The sequence below is a fragment of the Sphingomonas sp. CFBP 13714 genome (assembly GCF_014842205.1).
Classification (GTDB): Bacteria; Pseudomonadota; Alphaproteobacteria; order Sphingomonadales; family Sphingomonadaceae; genus Sphingomonas; species Sphingomonas aerolata.
In genome coordinates this window covers 113,463-130,914 of sequence record NZ_JACYVG010000002.1, presented here as the reverse complement: position 1 = coordinate 130,914, position 17,452 = coordinate 113,463, and the positions used below count along the sequence as shown (strand labels likewise).

General features: G+C 66.8%; 16 protein-coding genes and 1 tRNA gene. 5 read left to right on the top strand and 12 right to left on the bottom strand.

Features of this window, described 5'->3' with window-relative positions:
• Position 1 precedes the first annotated feature (1 nt).
• From alr to IFT54_RS04910, 3 genes are all read right to left on the bottom strand, one after another.
• Positions 2 to 1,030, bottom strand: coding sequence for an alanine racemase (alr, locus tag IFT54_RS04920; protein ID WP_342354786.1), 1,029 nt, complete (start codon positions 1,028 to 1,030; stop codon positions 2 to 4).
• An 88-nt stretch (positions 1,031 to 1,118) separates the two neighbouring features.
• Positions 1,119 to 3,188, bottom strand: a complete 2,070-nt coding sequence (locus tag IFT54_RS04915) for a TonB-dependent receptor (protein ID WP_192069816.1) — start codon at positions 3,186 to 3,188, stop codon at positions 1,119 to 1,121.
• A 112-nt stretch (positions 3,189 to 3,300) separates the two neighbouring features.
• Positions 3,301 to 4,485 carry an acetyl-CoA C-acyltransferase gene (locus IFT54_RS04910; protein WP_192069815.1) on the bottom strand — a complete coding sequence of 395 codons (1,185 nt, stop codon included), beginning with the start codon at positions 4,483 to 4,485 and terminating at the stop codon, positions 3,301 to 3,303.
• A gap of 336 nt (positions 4,486 to 4,821) precedes the next feature.
• Between IFT54_RS04910 and IFT54_RS04905 the strand changes: the two genes are divergently transcribed.
• Positions 4,822 to 5,271, top strand: coding sequence for a hypothetical protein (locus tag IFT54_RS04905; protein ID WP_244648613.1), 450 nt, complete (start codon positions 4,822 to 4,824; stop codon positions 5,269 to 5,271).
• Positions 5,268 to 6,017: a TorF family putative porin gene (locus tag IFT54_RS04900; protein WP_166746859.1), complete on the top strand. Its 750-nt coding sequence runs from the start codon at positions 5,268 to 5,270 to the stop codon at positions 6,015 to 6,017. Before IFT54_RS04905 ends, IFT54_RS04900 begins: the two co-directional genes overlap by 4 nt.
• Positions 6,018 to 6,206: 189 nt before the next feature.
• On the opposite strand, the gene IFT54_RS04895 is transcribed toward IFT54_RS04900, so the two are convergent.
• Positions 6,207 to 6,281: transfer RNA gene (locus tag IFT54_RS04895), tRNA-Val, on the bottom strand.
• A gap of 44 nt (positions 6,282 to 6,325) precedes the next feature.
• Positions 6,326 to 6,703 carry a cell cycle two-component system response regulator CpdR gene (gene cpdR, locus IFT54_RS04890; RefSeq protein WP_031394969.1) on the bottom strand — a complete coding sequence of 126 codons (378 nt, stop codon included), beginning with the start codon at positions 6,701 to 6,703 and terminating at the stop codon, positions 6,326 to 6,328.
• A 97-nt stretch (positions 6,704 to 6,800) separates the two neighbouring features.
• Between cpdR and IFT54_RS04885 the strand changes: the two genes are divergently transcribed.
• On the top strand, positions 6,801 to 7,679 hold the full coding sequence (locus tag IFT54_RS04885) for an N-formylglutamate amidohydrolase (protein ID WP_192069814.1): 879 nt from the start codon (positions 6,801 to 6,803) through the stop codon (positions 7,677 to 7,679).
• A gap of 305 nt (positions 7,680 to 7,984) precedes the next feature.
• On the opposite strand, the gene IFT54_RS04880 is transcribed toward IFT54_RS04885, so the two are convergent.
• Both IFT54_RS04880 and IFT54_RS04875 read right to left on the bottom strand, forming a co-directional pair.
• Positions 7,985 to 8,752, bottom strand: coding sequence for a SapC family protein (locus IFT54_RS04880; RefSeq protein ID WP_031394972.1), 768 nt, complete (start codon positions 8,750 to 8,752; stop codon positions 7,985 to 7,987).
• Positions 8,753 to 8,816: 64 nt separating this feature from the next.
• Positions 8,817 to 10,265: an FAD-binding oxidoreductase gene (locus IFT54_RS04875; RefSeq protein ID WP_192069813.1), complete on the bottom strand. Its 1,449-nt coding sequence runs from the start codon at positions 10,263 to 10,265 to the stop codon at positions 8,817 to 8,819.
• A 66-nt stretch (positions 10,266 to 10,331) separates the two neighbouring features.
• Between IFT54_RS04875 and IFT54_RS04870 the strand changes: the two genes are divergently transcribed.
• On the top strand, positions 10,332 to 10,805 hold the full coding sequence (locus tag IFT54_RS04870; protein WP_031439984.1) for a hypothetical protein: 474 nt from the start codon (positions 10,332 to 10,334) through the stop codon (positions 10,803 to 10,805).
• Between the two features lie 130 nt (positions 10,806 to 10,935).
• Complete coding sequence (locus IFT54_RS04865; RefSeq protein ID WP_192069812.1) at positions 10,936 to 12,525, top strand: DEAD/DEAH box helicase; 1,590 nt, start codon at positions 10,936 to 10,938, stop codon at positions 12,523 to 12,525.
• 216 nt (positions 12,526 to 12,741) lie between these two features.
• On the opposite strand, the gene IFT54_RS04860 is transcribed toward IFT54_RS04865, so the two are convergent.
• From IFT54_RS04860 to IFT54_RS04840, 5 genes are all read right to left on the bottom strand, one after another.
• Positions 12,742 to 13,359, bottom strand: coding sequence for a glutathione S-transferase family protein (locus IFT54_RS04860; RefSeq protein ID WP_192069811.1), 618 nt, complete (start codon positions 13,357 to 13,359; stop codon positions 12,742 to 12,744).
• A 117-nt stretch (positions 13,360 to 13,476) separates the two neighbouring features.
• Positions 13,477 to 14,346: a dienelactone hydrolase family protein gene (locus IFT54_RS04855; protein WP_192069810.1), complete on the bottom strand. Its 870-nt coding sequence runs from the start codon at positions 14,344 to 14,346 to the stop codon at positions 13,477 to 13,479.
• Positions 14,347 to 14,381: 35 nt separating this feature from the next.
• A complete protein-coding gene (locus tag IFT54_RS04850) occupies positions 14,382 to 15,446 on the bottom strand; it encodes an MBL fold metallo-hydrolase (protein WP_192069809.1) in 1,065 nt (354 codons plus the stop codon).
• Between the two features lie 177 nt (positions 15,447 to 15,623).
• Entirely contained in the window at positions 15,624 to 16,301 is a 678-nt protein-coding gene (locus tag IFT54_RS04845; protein ID WP_192069808.1) for a cell cycle transcriptional regulator TrcR, read from the bottom strand.
• A gap of 111 nt (positions 16,302 to 16,412) precedes the next feature.
• On the bottom strand, positions 16,413 to 17,447 hold the full coding sequence (locus tag IFT54_RS04840; protein WP_192069807.1) for a glycosyltransferase family 4 protein: 1,035 nt from the start codon (positions 17,445 to 17,447) through the stop codon (positions 16,413 to 16,415).
• Positions 17,448 to 17,452: the final 5 nt, after the last annotated feature.

The window sequence follows — 17,452 nt, the reverse complement described above, 5'->3', positions numbered from 1 at the left end:
ATCAACCCCAGATCCGCACGAACCGTCGGCCAAGTCCGGTCAGCAACTCATATTGGCTCATCCCTGAAGCCAAAGCCGCGGCAAGAAGATGATAGTCGAACGAAACCCAGTCGCCTTCGCTCACAGCATCAGCCCCATCTAACGAGATCGTGGCCAGATCCATCGAAACGCGACCCAGGACGGGCAGGCGCTGACCACGTGCGAACACCATCCCCGTATCAGAAAATCCCCGGAAATACCCGTCGGCATATCCAAGATTGACAACCGCGACATCGGTGTCGGCCTTCGCGGTCCATGTCGCATTATACCCGACCGCGTCGCCGGCGCACACCCGCCGGACCTGCAGGATCTCCGCCTCGGGATAGACCACCGGCGTAATCACTTCGCCCAGTTCCCCTCGCGGCACCCCGCCATACACCGCCAGCCCCGGACGGGTGAGATCGAACGCATAGTCGTGCCCCAGCGCGATCCCCGCGGAGTTCGCGAGACTCATTCGCCGCGCCCCCGTCACCCCCTGCAACGCCGCGAACCGATCGCGCTGCACCGCGTTCATCGCCGCGTCCTCATCGGCGCAGGCGAGATGGCTCATCAGCGTCTCGATTTCGAGGCCGTCGAGCAGCCCGTCGGCAATATCCTGCGCGGACACACCGAGGCGGTTCATCCCCGTGTCGACCATGACGTCGCATGCGCCCCCGCCCCCGGCCTTCCAGCGCGCGACCTGTGCCGGCGTGTTGAGCACCGGGCGCGCGATGCCGGCGCGGGCGGCCGCCATGTCCTCGTCGCGGACGCCGTGCAGGACGGACACCGCGAGGCCGAGCGGCGCCAGCTCGACGGCCTCGCGCCAGTTGGAGACGAAGAAGTCGCGACACCCCGCCCCCGCCAGACGCCGCGCGACTTCGACCGCGCCCAGGCCATAGCCGTTCGCCTTGACCGCCGCCCCGCACGCGGCGCGGCCGCTCATGCGGTCGAGCGTCTGCCAGTTGCGGACAAGAGCGTCGCCGTCGAGGCGCAGGCGGAGCGGGGCGGGAATATCGATCACCCGCGCGGGATAGAGCGCTCGCGCGGCATCGTCGATGACCTTCCCGCCTGCCCGCCCTCGCCCGGCCCCGATCCGTCCGTTACCGCATGGCGTAGCGCAGCCCGATCCAGAGCGTGCGCGGCGTCGCACGTTCGACGATCGTGCCGCTGCTGATTCCCGCCTCGACAGTTTCATCGAACAGGTTTTCCGCGCGCGCCTCGACGACCAGCTCGCGGGTGAGCGGATAGGCCGCATAGGCGTCGAGCGTGGTTGCGGGATCGAGGCTGCGGCTGTTCTGATCGTCGTCGAACTGGCGCGCGACATGGCGCACCGTCAGCGATGCGGCGGCGGCATCGCGGCGCCAGTCGACCGTCGCCGATACCTGGTCGCGCGGCGTCTGGGCCGGACGCAGCCCGTCGAGCGCGATCGCGGCGGCCGAGGCGTCCACGGTCGAATTGACGTGCGACCAAGAGGCCTGGACGCCGATCGGGCCGGGGCGATACGCAGCATCGATCTCGAACCCATGCGCGCGGATCGCGTCGAGGTTGCGGCGGACGCGCGACGCGCTCGTCGCGGTCGACGAGAGCGTGACGTTGGCGATCGCGTCCTTCAGCCTGTTGTAGAAATAGGTCGCGGCGATGCTGACCCCAGGCGCGGGCGCCAGCGTGACCCCGCCCTCGACCCCGGTCAGCCGCTCTGGCGACAGCAGCGCATTGGCCGCGGTCGTGTCGTTGCCGACGCGGAACGGGCGATAGAGTTCGTTGAGCGTCGGCAGCCGCCAGCCGCGATAGCCTGCGACACGGAGCGTAACCGCGTCGACGGGACGATAGGCGATCCCCGCGCGGCCCGTCGTTTCGGTGCCCTCGCGATCGGCATAGCGCAGGTCGGTGACCGGCAGCCCCCCGGCGAGCGGTCGTTCCGACAGATAACCCTGGTCGATCGTCCAGCGGTCGATCCGGCCGCCAAGGCTGAACGTCACATCGCCTGCGACGAGGCTGCCGTCCGCGAACAGCCCCGACGTGGTCGAGCTGCCGCCCGCCTCACGTCGCCGGGTTGGATTGCCGCCGGCAAAAAAGAATAGCTCCTGCGTCTTGCCGCTGACGTCGCGAATGTCCGCACCGAGCCGCAGCGTGATCGCCTCACCTAGCGGCGGGAGAAGCTCGAACCGCGCACCGAGCCCGGTCGCGGGCGTATTATACTGGTCGAGCGACTGGGTCGTCGCGCTGCGAGCCGCGTTGATGCTGCCAAAGCTCGAGGTAAAGGCGCGAGTCTGAAGATAACCGAGCAGCGAATAGCCCCAGCGCCCCCGGCCGACTAGCCGCAGGCTGGCATCCGCGCCCTCGCTGCGATTGTCGGTGAAATCGCTGCCGCGGTCGCGCGTGTCGGTGAAGGCGCTCGCGTTCAGCTGCAGCTCGGTGGTCGCGTCGACGGCGATTACCGTGCGCACGGCGCTCGACGCCTGTTCATACGGTGCCGGGCGATCGACCGCGCCGCGCGACCCCGCGACCGTCGGCGTGAAGCCGTCGCCGCGCGCATAGGTCCCTGACACGACCGCGAAACCGCCGTCGCGGACCAGCGCCGCGGAGGCCTGCGCGTCGACCGAATCGCGGCTGCCATAGGCGATACCCGCCTGGAACGGGGTCAGCTGATCGGGACTAGCGCTTTCGAGCTCGACCGTTCCCGCCAGCGCACCCGGCCCCTGATAACCGCTGCCGCCGCCGCGCGTGACGCGGATCCGGCCCAGCCGGCCCGTCGCATAGGCGGGAAACGCGACCCACCCGCCGAACGGGTCGGCCTGCGGGACGCCGTCGAACAGCAGCAGCGCGCGACTGGACGCATTGCCGCCGATGCCGCGCAGCGAAATGCCCTGGCTGGTAGGATTTGCGCTGCGTGAATCCGAGCGGCGGAACTGCTGCAGCCCCGCGACATCGGCGAGCACGGTTTCCAGCCGGTTGCTCGCGCTCGACTGGATGCGGTCGCGCTCGATCGTGACGATATCATAGGCCCGGTCACCGGGTGCATCCGCCAGGCCGCGCCCGGTGACGACGATCACCGGCGGCGTCTCGGTGACGGGCGATGGGGCAACGTTTTGCGCGATGCCCGGCGTCGGGAGCGCGAGCGGAAGGAGAAGGACGGCGGACAGGCGACGCGATCGCGCGATAATGGTCATCGCTGGCTCATGCCAGCATTGCACCGCCGGCGAAAAGCCTCTTTCGCCAAAGACCTGACGCCAGAGCAAAGGCGGGGGCGCGCATGCGGTCCCCCGCCCCAGCCGGGCTGCGTCAGACCAGTTCGACCGCGACCGCCGTCGCCTCGCCGCCACCGATGCACAACGCCGCCACGCCCTTGCGCAGACCCCGCGCCTTGAGTGCAGCGACCAGCGTGGCGATGATCCGCGCACCGCTTGCACCGATCGGATGGCCGAGCGCGGTGGCGCCGCCATTGACGTTCAGTCGGCCGCGCGGTATTGCGAGGTCGCGCATCGCGATCATCGCCACCGTCGCGAACGCCTCGTTCACCTCGAACAGATCGACATCCCCGACCGTCCAGCCCGCACGGTCGAGCACCTTGCGGATCGCCGAGACGGGCGCGGTCGTGAACTGCGCGGGGGCGTGCGCATGCGCGGCGGTCGCGACGATCCGTGCCTCCTGCGCCAGCCCCAGCCGCGCGGCGACGCTCGCCCGCGTCAGGACCAGCGCCGCGGCACCGTCCGAGATCGACGCCGAGGTCGCCGCGGTGATCGTGCCGTCCTTGGCAAAGGCGGGGCGCAGGCCCGGGATCTTCTCGGGCTTTGCCTTGCCCGGCTGCTCGTCCTCGACGACCACGACGTCACCGCCGCGCGTCCTGACCGTCACCGGCACGACCTCGTCGCGGAAATGCCCCCCGGTGACCGCCGCACTCGCCCGCGCGAGGCTTTCGAGCGCGAACGCGTCCTGATCCGCCCGCGTGAACTGATAGGCCCCCGCCGTGTCCTCGGCGAACGCGCCCATCGGCTTGCCCTTTTCATAGGCATCCTCGAGACCGTCAAGCATCATCGAATCGGAGACGACGTCATGGCCGATCCGCGCGCCGCCGCGATGCTTGGCGAGCAGGAAGGGCGCATTCGTCATGCTCTCCATTCCGCCCGCGACCACCACGTCGACGGTCCCGGCGGCAAGTGCCTCGAACCCCATGATCGCGGCCTGCATTCCGGATCCGCACATCTTGTTGATCGTCGTGGCCTCGACCGAATCGGGAAGCCCCGCACCGAGTGCCGCCTGTCGCGCGGGCGCTTGTCCTAGCCCGGCGGGCAGGACGCAGCCCATATAGATGCGGTCGATCACCGCCGGGTCGACGCGTGCGCGCTCGACCGCCGCCTTGACCGCGGTCGCGCCGAGTTCGGTCGCGGTAACCCCTGACAGGGCCCCCTGGAATCCACCCATCGGGGTGCGGGCATAGCTGGCGATGATGATCGGATCGTCGGTCATGGTGATCGTTCCTGTAAACGGCATGCGGCGTGCGCCAGTGGACCGGGGCCGGCGTCGCCGCGCACGGGCGCGGACCATACCGGATCATCCAAAGTCGCTGCAACCGACGCTCTGAGCGCCCTGCCATACCCGCGGTAAATGGTGTGTCAACACCACCGCGCCGCCGTGGCGCGCTGCCCCGAATTGCCGCACGCAGGACGTCGCACCCCCGGCCCGACGCGGTACCGGCGCAACGAACCGCCAGACGCGCGCGTTCAAAGGGCATGGTCAATCGACCGTGCCCAGACTTGGAAGCGTCACCGGCCAGCATAAGCCGGGACCCGAAAGGAGACGAACATGACCCATATGTTGCTCGCTGGCCTCGCGCTCGCGACCGCCGCCACCATGGCCGCACCGACCATCGAACACACCACGCGGGTCGATCATCACAGCGGCCCCGTGGAGGTCCGTTATCGCGGCGCGGTCGTCGTCGAACACCGCCAGATCGGCGCGGTCGCACCAGCCGGACAATCCTCGACGCTGCGTTGTGCCTGGACCGCCAACATGATCGTCGACCGGCACGCCAAGGCGTCGTCGGGGACGCTGATGACGCGCAACTTCGCGCGCGATGGCGTCGCGGCGGGCCACCAGCCGGGATGGTGCAGCAGCAGCCGCGCCGCGATCGCGCGCGAGGTCGCCGAGAAGACGCGCGACCTGCATCAGGACGTGACCGCGATGGCACAGGAAGACCATGACGTACTCCGCGCCGAACTCGATCAGATCCACGGAGCGTTGGCCGCAGGATGACGCGCCCCTTCACGCATACACTCGCGCTGACCCTGTGCAGCACGGCAGCCTTTCTCCCAACGTCCGTGCGGGCACAGGTCGCGCCCTCCGGCGGGATCGAGGTCGCCACCGACGAGGCACGCCGCGGGCTCAGTTGGAGCGAGGGCCGCGCGGTGCTGTCCGCGGATGCGGCGGCGTCGCTCGGCCGGATCGACGCGACCGCGCGTGTCACGACGCTCCGCAACGCCGACCGCCACGCGGGCGCCGACGCGGTCGTCGACGTCATGCTGGCGACGGGGTGGGATCTGGGCGCGGTCACGCTCCGGACGTCCGCGACCGGGCATCTGTTCGCCGGCGCGCGCACCGGGATGGACTATGCCGAGATCGGCGCGTCCGCGCGGTACAGCTATGGTCCGGCCCGTCTGGTCGGTGGGATCGAGTTCGCCCCGTCGCAGGATGCGCTGGGGGGCAGCAACGTCTATCTTTATGCGAATGCCGATGCCGGGATCCCCGGGACGCCCTACACACTGCTCGCGGGTATCGGGCACTCCTCGGGCACCACGACGGATCCGCTGCGCATACAGCGGCTGCGTCCCGGTGGCAGCTATACCGATTGGCGATTGGGCGTCGAACGCCAGCAGGGGCCGCTGACGCTCGGGGTCGATTATATCGGCACCGACATCGCACGCGCCGATGCGACCGGCCCGTTTGCGGATGCGCGACACAGCGGCGACCGTATCGTCGCCCGCGCGCGGCTGGGCTTCTGATCCCGCGGGAGCGCACTGATCCGCGCTCCCGAGTCCGACCCCCTTTAAGGGCCGTGCTCACGAAGATCCAGAAATGACATGATGGGGTTTGGGAAGCCCGGACGTCCCTGAGGACATCCTCCGCTTCGAATTATCCCTACCCGGCTTTCTGTCTGCAAAGACGAGAAAGACCGGGTAGGGTCAATTCCATGGTGGGCGTGGCAAGGATTGAACTTGCGACCCCTGCGATGTCAACACAGTGCTCTACCACTGAGCTACACGCCCGCCGGAGCGCTCCACTAGCCGCGCTTATCGCGGGGCGCAAGCGCTCAATTGAAGCTTGTTGCATTATCCATCTCGAACAGCCGATCGACCTCGGCCACTAGGTCGCGGAGATGGAAGGGTTTGGACAGCACGCGCGCCTGCGGCATCGTCTTGCCCGCCTTCAGCGTAACCGCTGCGAAGCCGGTGATGAACATGACGCGGAGGTTCTTGCAGAGCTCGCCAGCACGCTGTGCCAGCTCGATGCCGTCCATCTCGGGCATCACGATATCGGTCAGCAACAGGTCGAACGTCTCGGTCTCGAGCAGCGGAATCGCCGCGGTGCCACGGTCGACCGCGGTCACCGCATACCCCGATCGCTGCAGGGCGCGGGTAAGATATTCGCGCATGACCTGATCATCCTCGGCCAGCAGGATTCGCAACATCGATATATTCCCGTGATTTAGCGGTCCGTTACTCCATAAGCAGTTAAGATTTCCAGATCGTTTGCCCGTTCATGCAATGCGCCCTACGCTTTTCCGCATGCAGTCTCCTTCGTTCACGCGCTTCGGCGACCTGCCGCCTGCCAGCCCGGTGGTGATGTCGGTACCGCATGCCGGTCGCGACTATCCGCCCGCCTTGCGCGAGGCGTTGCGCGTCCCGTTCGACACCGTGGTGGCGCTCGAGGACCGTCATATCGACATCGTCGCCACCCGGGCACGGACGGTCGAGACGATGATCGTGCAGACCCGGGCACGCGCCTGGATCGACCTCAACCGCAGCGAGGCCGAGCGCGATCCCCGCGTGGACGAGGGGGCGAACCCGATGGCGCAGCCTCAACCCTCCGCGAAGCTGCGAAGCGGCCTCGGCCTGGTGCCGCGTCGGGCAGCCGCCGCGCCCGACCTCTGGCGGCGCCGGTTTACCGACGCCGACATCTCCAGCCGGATCGCCAACGACCACCGCCCCTATCATGACGCGGTGCACGACGCGCTGGCTGCAGCGCAGGCGAAGTTCGGGATCGCGATCCTCCTCGACGTCCATTCGATGCCGCCGCTCTCGGCGGCGGGCGTACCGGGCGGCAGCCCGCCCCGGATCGTGCTGGGGGACCGCTTCGGCCGCAGCGCCGATCCGCGCTTCCTAGCCTGCCTCGAGACCGAGATCGCGGATACAGGCCTGCCCTTTGCCCGCAACGCGCCCTATGCCGGGGGGCATATCCTCGAACGGCACGCGCGCCCCACTGCAGGGATCCACGCGATCCAGCTCGAATTCGATCGATCGCTCTATCTGGATCGCCAGTTCGACGGGCTGGGCACCGGCGTGGATGCGACGGTGCGGCTGCTCAAGGCCCTTCTCACGGCCTTGACGAACGAGGCGCTGGCCATGGGCGCATCGGCCACCACCCGGGCCGCAGCCGCCGAATAAGGGCCAACGCCAGCGACACCAATTCCCCGCAGCGGGATCCCAGCTCGGCACATAAAAAAACCACCCCGTGCGCGAAGCACGAGGTGGCCAAGGTTCAGGGAGGAGGCACGCTAGAAGCGTGCCGTACGACGCCGCGAAAGGGGGGGACACGGTGCCGTACAGGTCTAAAATGGGCGAGCGGGATTTTGGTTCAACCCCGACGCGAAAAATTCTGCGCCGCAACGATCGCAGCCCGGGATTCCCGCGCGAGCGAGCCGTATCCGCTGCGCCGACCGACCGCACTGCGATCGGTCGGCGCGGACGGATCAGCCGCCGAGCTGCGGCAGCGGCGTCTTGCCGAGCTGAACCTGGCGCGCAAAGATGTCGCGCATCAGCGCGAGCGAGAACAAATGTGCGTAGAGCAGCGGCAGCATGCCCGACTTGCTGATCTTGCGCAGCGCATCGCCGCGCAGGTCGATCAGCTTTTCCTCGTTGACCATCTGGAACCCGCGATAGACGAAGGGCTGCTCGGCACCGTCGGGCTGGATCGAGACTTCGCCGTCCATCAGCAGGCCGAGTTCGCGCAGCTCCTTCATGAAGTTCTGCGTGCGCGCGCCGGCCTGTTCGAACGATTCGTTAAACGCCAGGATCGACTTGGTGACCTCGGTCGGCGCGCCATCCGCGAACAGCGCGTCGCCCTCGTCGAACGCACCGAGCGCATCGGAGGTCGGATCGAAGCAGAGCGACAGCTCCTGTGCATCGGGATGCAGCCGCGCGAGCATGTATGGATAACGGCGGATATAGGCGGGAACGTAGAAGGTGTTCTCGGTCAGCTTGCCGTCGTCACCGATGAAGACGTTGACGCCCTCGTTGAGGCCCATCAGCGCCAGCGGGATCGCATCGTCGCCGACCGAGAAGACGATCGGCATGTGACGCTGCACCAGCGGGAATTCGTCGACGGTGATCGGGATCGCATGCTGGCCGACGAGGAACGGCGCGCTCTCCTGCGGGCGGACCTTGTAATCGGCGTGTGTGTCGCTCGAAAGCGGCTCCAGGCCGTTGTAGAAGAGCGGAAGCTGCGGTGCGCTGGCCATCATGTATCTCCAGTGTTTCGTCAGAGGATCTGGGCGGCAGGACGCCGGCGATTGGCGCGAGGCTCTATGGCGTGACGCCTGCCCGTGCAAGCGTGACGAGCTTGCCGGGGTTCAGCAGCCCGTGCGGATCGAATGCGGTCTTCACCGCGCGCAGGATCGTCAGCCGTGCCGGCGACGACAACCGCTCCAGCTCGCCGATCTTCATCTGGCCGATCCCGTGCTCTGCGGAGATCGATCCTCCGGCCGCGACGACCAGATCGTCGACGAAGCGCGTCACGACCGGCGCATCCTCGGCATACCAGCGCGCGGGATCGGTGCCCTCCGGGGCGCGGACGTGAAAATGGACATTGCCGTCGCCCAGATGACCGAATCCACTGGCATGCGTCCCAGGAAACCGCACCTCGCAGGCCCGCGCTGCATCGTTCATGAAGCGCGGCATCGTCTCGACCGGGACCGAGATGTCATGCTGGGTGGCGGGGCCGAGCGCACGTTCGGCCGCGGACAGGGAATCACGGATCCGCCAGAATGCCGCGGCCTGCGCTTCGCTGGCGGCGATCACGGCGTCCTCAGCCTGCCCTGCATCAAGCGCAGCGCCCAGCAGCCGTTCGAGCAGCGCCGCAGGGGTCTCGCCGTCCATGGACGGTGCGGTTGCCTCGATCAGGACATGCCAGGCATGGTCGCCGTCGAGCGGCGCACGCGTTCCCGGGAGATGCGCGACCGCTGCCGCTAGCGTCTCGCGGGGCAGGATCTCGAAGCTTTCGACACGGTCGGTCGCCGCCTGCAAGCGGCGGAGCAGCCGGAGCGCGCTGTCGGGTCCGGAGACCCCGACCCAGGCGACCGCGCGTGCGGCCACGGCTGGCACCAGCCGCAATGTGGCTGCGGTGACGATCGCCAGCGTTCCCTCGGATCCGACGAGCAGCTGATCGATGTCGTAGCCGCGATTGTCCTTCTTCAGCGCAGACAGGCCGTCATGGACGCTGCCGTCGAGCAGCACCGCCTCGACCCCTGCGACCAGCCCGCGCATCGTCCCGAACCGCAGCACCTGCGTGCCGCCGGCATTGGTCGAGACCAGGCCGCCGATCGTCGCGCTGCCGCGGGCACCGAGCGTCAGCGGGAAGCGCTGGCCGACCGCCTGCGCAGCGTTGTCGAGATCGGCCAGGATCGCGCCTGCCTCCACCACCGCGAGGCCGGCCTCGGCATCGATCGACCGGATCCGGTTGAGACGGCGCAGCGACAGCAGGGCGGCACGGCCGTCGGCGGGCGGCGTTGCCCCTCCGACCATCGACGTGTTGCCGCCCTGCGGTACCAGCGGGACGCGGAATGCCAGCGCGGCCTGGGCGATCGCCGACACCTCGGCAACCGACGACGGGGCGAGCATCAGCGGGGCTGCACCATGGAACCGGCCGCGCCAGTCGTTCAGCCAGGGGGCGATATCGGCGGCATCGGTGACGATGGACTTGCGCTCGAGCTGCGGGGCAAGCGCGTCGAGCATCTGCATCTGTTCGGGCGTCATGACTGCGCCGCTAAGCGCAATTCACCTCCCGTTCAACGATCGCGGTTAACGCTGCTTAGCGACATCATGATTCACCCTGCGCTTCCCGCCTCCCTCCTCGCCCTCACCGCCCCCCTCGCGGCCGTGGCGAACCCCGCCGCGCCGACGCGCGCGCGCGTCGAGATCACGCAGGTCTCGATCCACGAGCGCATCATCATCCGCGTCCCCCGCATGTTCAGGCGATCGGCCCAACCCGTCGGTAGCGCGCCCTTGTCGAAGCCGCGCGAGTGGAAGGAGCGCAAGGGGCCCAAATGCGTCGCCGTCGCGGAGATAGCAGGCGCCTTTCTCGGCCAGCCGGGCTCGGTCGATCTCGTCATGCAGGACGGCACGCGATTGCGCGCGAAGCTTGATGGCGACTGCAAACCACTCGACTATTATCCGGGCTTTTACCTGCGGCCGAGCGGTGACGGTCTGATATGTCGCGATCGCGACGCGATTCGCATGCGGTCCGGGGCGCGCTGCGAAATCGATGACTTCAAGACTCTGAAGCTCAAGCAATAGACAAGACGGCAGGGGTGATGTGCGACTTTCGTCGTGCCGCCACCCGCTTTCCTTGACATTTTGCTGGAAATCCGCGAGCGGCGGGGCGCTTGAGGGAATAATGCGCGCCCTCCTTTTCCCGGACATATAAATGAGCTTTGCCGATCTCGGCCTTTCCGAAGAACTCCTGAAGGCGGTCACTGACGCCGGCTATACCGAGCCGACGCCGATCCAGGCCGGCGCGATCCCTTCGGTTCTGATGATGCGTGACATCATCGGCATCGCCCAAACCGGCACCGGCAAGACCGCGTCGTTCGTGCTGCCGATGATCGACATTCTTGCCCATGGCCGCAGCCGCGCCAGGATGCCGCGCTCGCTGATCCTAGAGCCGACCCGTGAACTTGCCGCGCAGGTTGCCGAAAACTTCGAGAAATACGGCGTCAATTCGCATCTCTCGATGGCGCTGCTCATTGGTGGCGTGTCGATGGGCGACCAGCTCGCCGCGCTCGAAAAGGGCGTCGACGTCCTGATCGCCACGCCGGGCCGGCTGATGGACCTGTTCGGCCGCGGCAAGATCATGCTCAACGGCTGTTCGCTGCTGGTCATCGACGAGGCGGACCGGATGCTCGACATGGGGTTCATCCCCGACATCGAAGAAATCTGCACCAAGCTGCCTAAGTCGCGCCAGACGCTGCTATTCTCGGCGACTATGCCGCCGCCGATCAAGAAGCTGGCGGACAAGTTTCTGTCGAACCCCAAGACGATCGAGGTCTCGCGCCCTGCATCGACCAATCTCAACATCAAGCAGTATCTGGTCCCCGTCGCCAGCCAGACCGCGAAGCGCGAGACACTGCGCCGGATCCTGGCGCAGGACGAGGTCACCAACGCGATCATCTTCTGCAATCGCAAGACGACCGTGCGCGACCTCAACAAGGTGTTGAAGCAGGCGGGTTACAAATCAGGCGAAATCCATGGCGACATGGAGCAGCCCCAGCGCCTCGCCGAATTGGACCTGTTCAAGAACGGTGTGGTGACGATCCTTGTCGCCTCGGACGTCGCTGCGCGTGGTCTGGACATCAAGGGCGTGTCGACCGTCTTCAACTATGACGCGCCCTGGCATCCAGACGATTATGTCCACCGGATCGGCCGTACGGGCCGTGCGGGTGCAACGGGCACAGCCTATACCTTCGTCGCACCCGACGATTCCGAAAATATCCAGAATATCGAAAAGCTGACGGGCCAGACGATCGAGCGGCTAAAGCTGTCCGAGCCGAGAGCGCTGGCTCCGGCGGCTACCGCGTCGTCCGATAGCAATGAAGAGCTGCCACCGCGGCGCGAGCGGTCGCGGACGCGGCGGGTGCCGCGTGCCGATGTCGTTGCCCATGCCGTCGAGGACGAAGTGATGGCAGCTGCCGAAATCGCAGCGCCCATGGCCGCTGCCACGCCGAAACCATCGCGCTGGGCTCGGACGCCGATTGACGAACCGGTCCCTGCCGCACAGCCTGCGCTTCCCCGTGTTGCTCCGGCAATGCCCATCGCGCCGGTCGCGGAACGTCCTGCCGCGGCCCCGGTGCCGACAGTGCCGCCAGCACCGTCGACCGCCATGCCCGAGCAGGCACGCGAGCCAAAGGTCGATCCCGTGCGGGCGACCCGCCGCAGTACCGTGCCCGACGCGCCGGTTGACGGGTGGAACGGCCCCTTCCCCAGCTTCCTGAATGCCGTGATTGGCGGATACGAGTGATGCCGAGAGACTAACTTCAGGCTTGCCCACCATAGGAGCGATAGCGACACAAGCGCGCGCTCGCCGTTTTGATCGTCGATCCACGCGGCGATCGCCTTGGGAGTGCGGGGGCACGTGGCCGAGTTGACGAATGCCCGCGCGATGGGGCCACAGGCGCTGGCGGGTTAGCTCGCGTCCTAGGCCGCCTGATCGGGCATTCGACCTCCTAGCGCAACTTCATGACGCCATCTTGGCCATAGCGTCATCATCCAGCGCTGCTGCCCGCCGATGGGCCGCGCGTTCGGTCAGGCGGGCGGCATAGGCCTCGAATGCTGCAAGCTTCGGCATCGTGCCGAACTGTAATCCCCATATGACCTGGGCACCCACATAGACATCGGCTGCCGTGAAGCGTTCGCCCGCGATATAGCTATGCGCCGCAACGGCATGCTCAAGTCCGGCGATCGCGGCCTCGAAACTTCCATAACCGACCATCCGCTGCTGCGTCTCGGTCGGGACCACGCCGAGCGATCGGTTGGTGATTGCCGCCTCCAGAGGCCCGGCCGCGTAAAATAGCCATCGATAATAGTCGGCCCGCTCGTCAGCCGTCGGCGCCAATTGCGCCTCGGGCACGGCGTCGGCCAAATAGGCGCAGATCGCGCCGCATTCGGTAACGACGTGGCCGTCATGGACGATAGCGGGCACCTTGCCCATCGGATTAACCGAAAGATACGGCGCCGCCTTCATCGTCGTCGCATAATCGAGCATCACCGTATCGTAAGCGGCCCCGGTCTCCTCAAGCATCCAGCGAGCAATACGCCCCCGCGACATCGGATTCGAATACAGCGTCAACGTCATGGCTCGCCCCTCAAGAACATAGAGTGAACGATGGTCTCATGGCGATGCCGTGCCGTCAAGATGCGATCGCGGATCGCACCCAGCGGGTTGTGCCGTCGAACGAAGCAGCGATGAATCTTACGCCAGCGCCGTCGCGAACAGCGCGAGCATGCGGCCCCACGCACGGTCCGCCTGCACCGGATTATAGACCTTGCTGTCGGGCGGGCACCATCCGTGCATCGTTTGCGGATAGACCTCGATTTCGGCCGGACGCTTCGCTGTCGCGAAGGCCGCCCGCAGCACGTCCTTCTCGGTCGGTGCGCGCGCATCATCGTTCGCCGCTATCGCGATCAGATAGCTGCCTTTCAGTGCAGGGATCAGCCGGTGCGGGCTGTCGGGTGTGTCGGTCACGACCCCCCCGCCGTGGAACGTCGCCCCCGCGCGGATGCGTCCCGATACCGCAGCAGCGGTGCGGATTACCATCGGCCCGCCCATGCAATAGCCGGTGGTCGCCAGCCCGCGCTTGCGATCCACCTGCGGTTGCGCATCCAGGAACGCGGTGAAGGATTTGGCGTCACGGACCGTACCCTCGGGTGTAAGCGCGTCACGAAAGGGTGCAATTCGAGCGCGGACGGCCGGCTGGTCGTAGGATTCACCGGGGCTAAGGAACGGTGCCTTGGTCGACCGATAGAACTGATTGACGACAAGGACGGCATAACCCGACTGCGCGAGTCGATCGGCCATCTGACGGAACGCTGGGCGCAGACCCATGATGTCCGGCCAGACAAGCACGCCCGGATGAGTCCCGGTGGCCGGCGCGACGAAATAGGCGTCAGCCTGACCATCGGGCGTCTTGATCGACACCTCGCGTCCGCTGATCGGCTTCGCATCGGCCGGCACGGGCAACAGCATCGCGAGGCCTGCGGCCCCGGTCATCACGCCGAACTGGCGCCGCGACATGGCGGCGAGATAGTGTTCGTTATCGTCTGCGGTATGCTCGTCGCACATGGGGCCTCTCCTGCCGGCTTTGATCTGATGCTAGCTCACGTTGCGCGCCACCACCACACGCCATCGACACTGTCCCGAACGGCGCGACCCTCGACCTCGAGCCGACGCAGATGCGCGAGCGCTTCACCCGTCGCCATGCCGAGCAGATCGGGGCCGATTGCGCGCCGGAACAGCCGTCCGAAACACTCGACCGCACGACGCGGCTCGGCGAGAAAGGCAGCGAGTTCGTCGAGCCGTTCGCGGTGCTCACGATCCATCGCGTCAAGCCTGATATGAAGACCAGTAAACGGATCGCCATGCCCCGGCAGGACCAGCAGATCTGCGGGCAATGTCTTCAGCCGGGCGATCGCGGCAAACCATTCGCCCAGCGGATCCGCATGCGGCTCGGTGATGCCTAAAGAGATATTGGGGCTGATACGGGGCAGAACCTGATCCCCGGCGATCAGGATGCCCGATACTTCGTTCAGAAGGCATGCATGCTCTGGGCTGTGGCCCGACCCGATCACGACCCGCCAGTCATCGCGCCCTACCGTCAACACGTCACCGTCGGTGATCCGCGTGTAACCTAAGGGAAGCGGCGTGATGATCTTGCGGAATCCCGCCCACCCCTTCGCACTGGCATGCGCGATCTGCATACTGTCCCAGCCCGCACCGCGCCAGAATGCCAGCATTTCGGCGGGAACGGCATCCCTGGCATCAGCGGCCAGCATTCGTGCGGTCAGCCATTCGCCCCGGGTCATGACGAGCGCCGCGTCGTGCGTTTCGCATAGCCAACCAGCGAGGCCGATATGATCGGGATGAAAATGCGTGCCGATCACGCGGGTGATGCGGACGCCCAACTTCGGCCTTGCCAGGATTGCGGTCCAGGCGTCGCGAGCTTCCGGCGTATTCATGCCCGTATCGACGAGCGCGTCGCCGTCGCCATCGGCGAGCATCCAGCAATTCACGTGGCGCAGCGGACCGGGAACCTTGAGGCGTACCCAATCAACGCCGGGAGCGATGCGAAATACGTTACCGGGTTCGGGCTCGCGGTGGCCCAAGGGGTAGACCAGCCCCTTGTGTGTTAGCGGTTCATCTGGTGGAGCCGGCAGCGACGTCATGTGCTGCAGGTAGCAACCACCAGGCACCAGAGATAGTCCCCGAGCCGACACGCGCATCAGCCATGCCGCGTGCCCTCAACGCCCTGTGCCGCCGGCCATCCCCGCGCCGTCAGGACCGCAAACCTATTCGATAGCCCGTACCGGCCCCGCACCGCGCCACGCGGGGACCGGGAACGTTCAGCGCTTGAAGGGGTCGTCGAACAGCGGCTTGACCGGCAGGACACCGCCCTCTGCGACGAACTGCGCGTCCGCCGCTGCCTGCGTACGCTCGTTACGAAGCTGCTCGAGCAGCGCCTCACGATCGCCTTCGAGACGCGTGTCGGTCGGTGCTTCCATACCCGCCGCCTTGGCGGCCTTGGCAACCGCGGCGTCGAGCTCGCGCTGCGACGTCAGGCCGAGCGTGACCGGGTCCTTTGGCGTGATGTTGGCGATGTTCCAGTGGCTGCGGTCACGGATCGCGGCGATCGTCGTACGCGTCGTGCCGATCAACAGCGAGATTGCACCATCGGTGATCTCGGGATGATTGCGGATGATCCAGGCAATGCCATCGGGCTTGTCCTGGCGCTTGGACACCGGCGTATAGCGCGGGCCCTTGGTCCGGCGGACCTGCTCGGGGCCCTTGATCATCTTGAGCTGATAATCGGGGTCGGCCGCGCCCTTGTCGATCTCCTCCTGCGTGACCTCATGCGCGCGGACGGGATCGCGCCCCGTCAGCTTCGTCGACGTCGTGTCGTCGGCGATCGCCTGGATCTCGAGAATGTGCAGACCGCAAAAATCTGCGATCTGTTCGAAACTGAGCGCAGTGTTATCGACCATCCAGGCGGCGGTCGCATGGGGCATGAGCGGCTGGGCCACGGCGGAAACTCCGTAAAAATAGAAAGGGCCGCCCCTTTCGGAGCGGCCTGACATGACACATGACTTAGTGCGCCCATGGCTAACAGGCAAGCGCGCGATCGTCGCGCCGCATCACGCCGCCATGCGCGGTCGATCGAGTGGACGGGCAAGCGGGACGAGGGCACGCAGAAACTGGCGTGCGCTTGCGGGCCAACTGTACCGGGCAGCATAGGCGGCACAGGCGACGGGATCGCGGGTCAGTGCCGCCGCGATTGCTTCGTCGAGATCCTCATGCATCACGCCAACGCGCGGGTCGAGTACGTCGATCGGGCCGGCGACGGGATAGGCTGCAACAGGAGTCCCGCACGCCAGCGCCTCGATCATGACCAGCCCGAACGTATCGGTGCGGCTCGGAAAGACGAGGACGTCCGCAGTCCGATAGGCCGCCGCCAGCCCTTGTCCGTCGCGCTGACCGAGAAACACGGCATCGGGGAAGCGACGTGCAAGCGCGGCGCGGGCGGGCCCGTCGCCGACCACCACCTTCGTTCCCCGATGCGCGGACGACAGGAAGGCCTCGACATTCTTCTCGACAGCGACGCGCCCAACATAGAGCAGGATCGGCCCGGGCAGCGCCGCCATCTCAGGATCACGGGCGCCGTCCAGCCCGAATTGTGCAAAATCGACGCCTCGCCCCCATTCGCGAACCTGATGCAGCCCCTGTGCAGTAAGTGTTGCCGCGACGGAGGGCGTGGAGACCAGGATCGACTCGGCGGGACGATGGAACCAGCGAATATAGCGCCATATCCAGGCGGGGTTCGCGCCCGTCCGTGCCGCGATGTAATCGGGAAACTGGGTATGATAGGCGGTCGTGAACGGCAGATCTCGGGCCAGGCACCAGGTTCGCGCAGCGAGGCAGACCGGACCTTCCGTCGCGAGGTGTATCGCATCGGCACCAAAGCTTTCGAGCAATCGTCCGACTGCGCCCGACCGTGCAAAGGCCAGCCGAATCTCGGGATAGGTCGGACACGGCATCGAGGCGAACTGCGCGGGGGATATGATCAGCACTTGATGACCCGTCGCTTCGAGTTCCCGCCGCACGGACTTCAGGGTGCGAACCACGCCGTTGACTTGCGGGCTCCAGGCATCGGTGACGATCGCGATACGCATCGGGG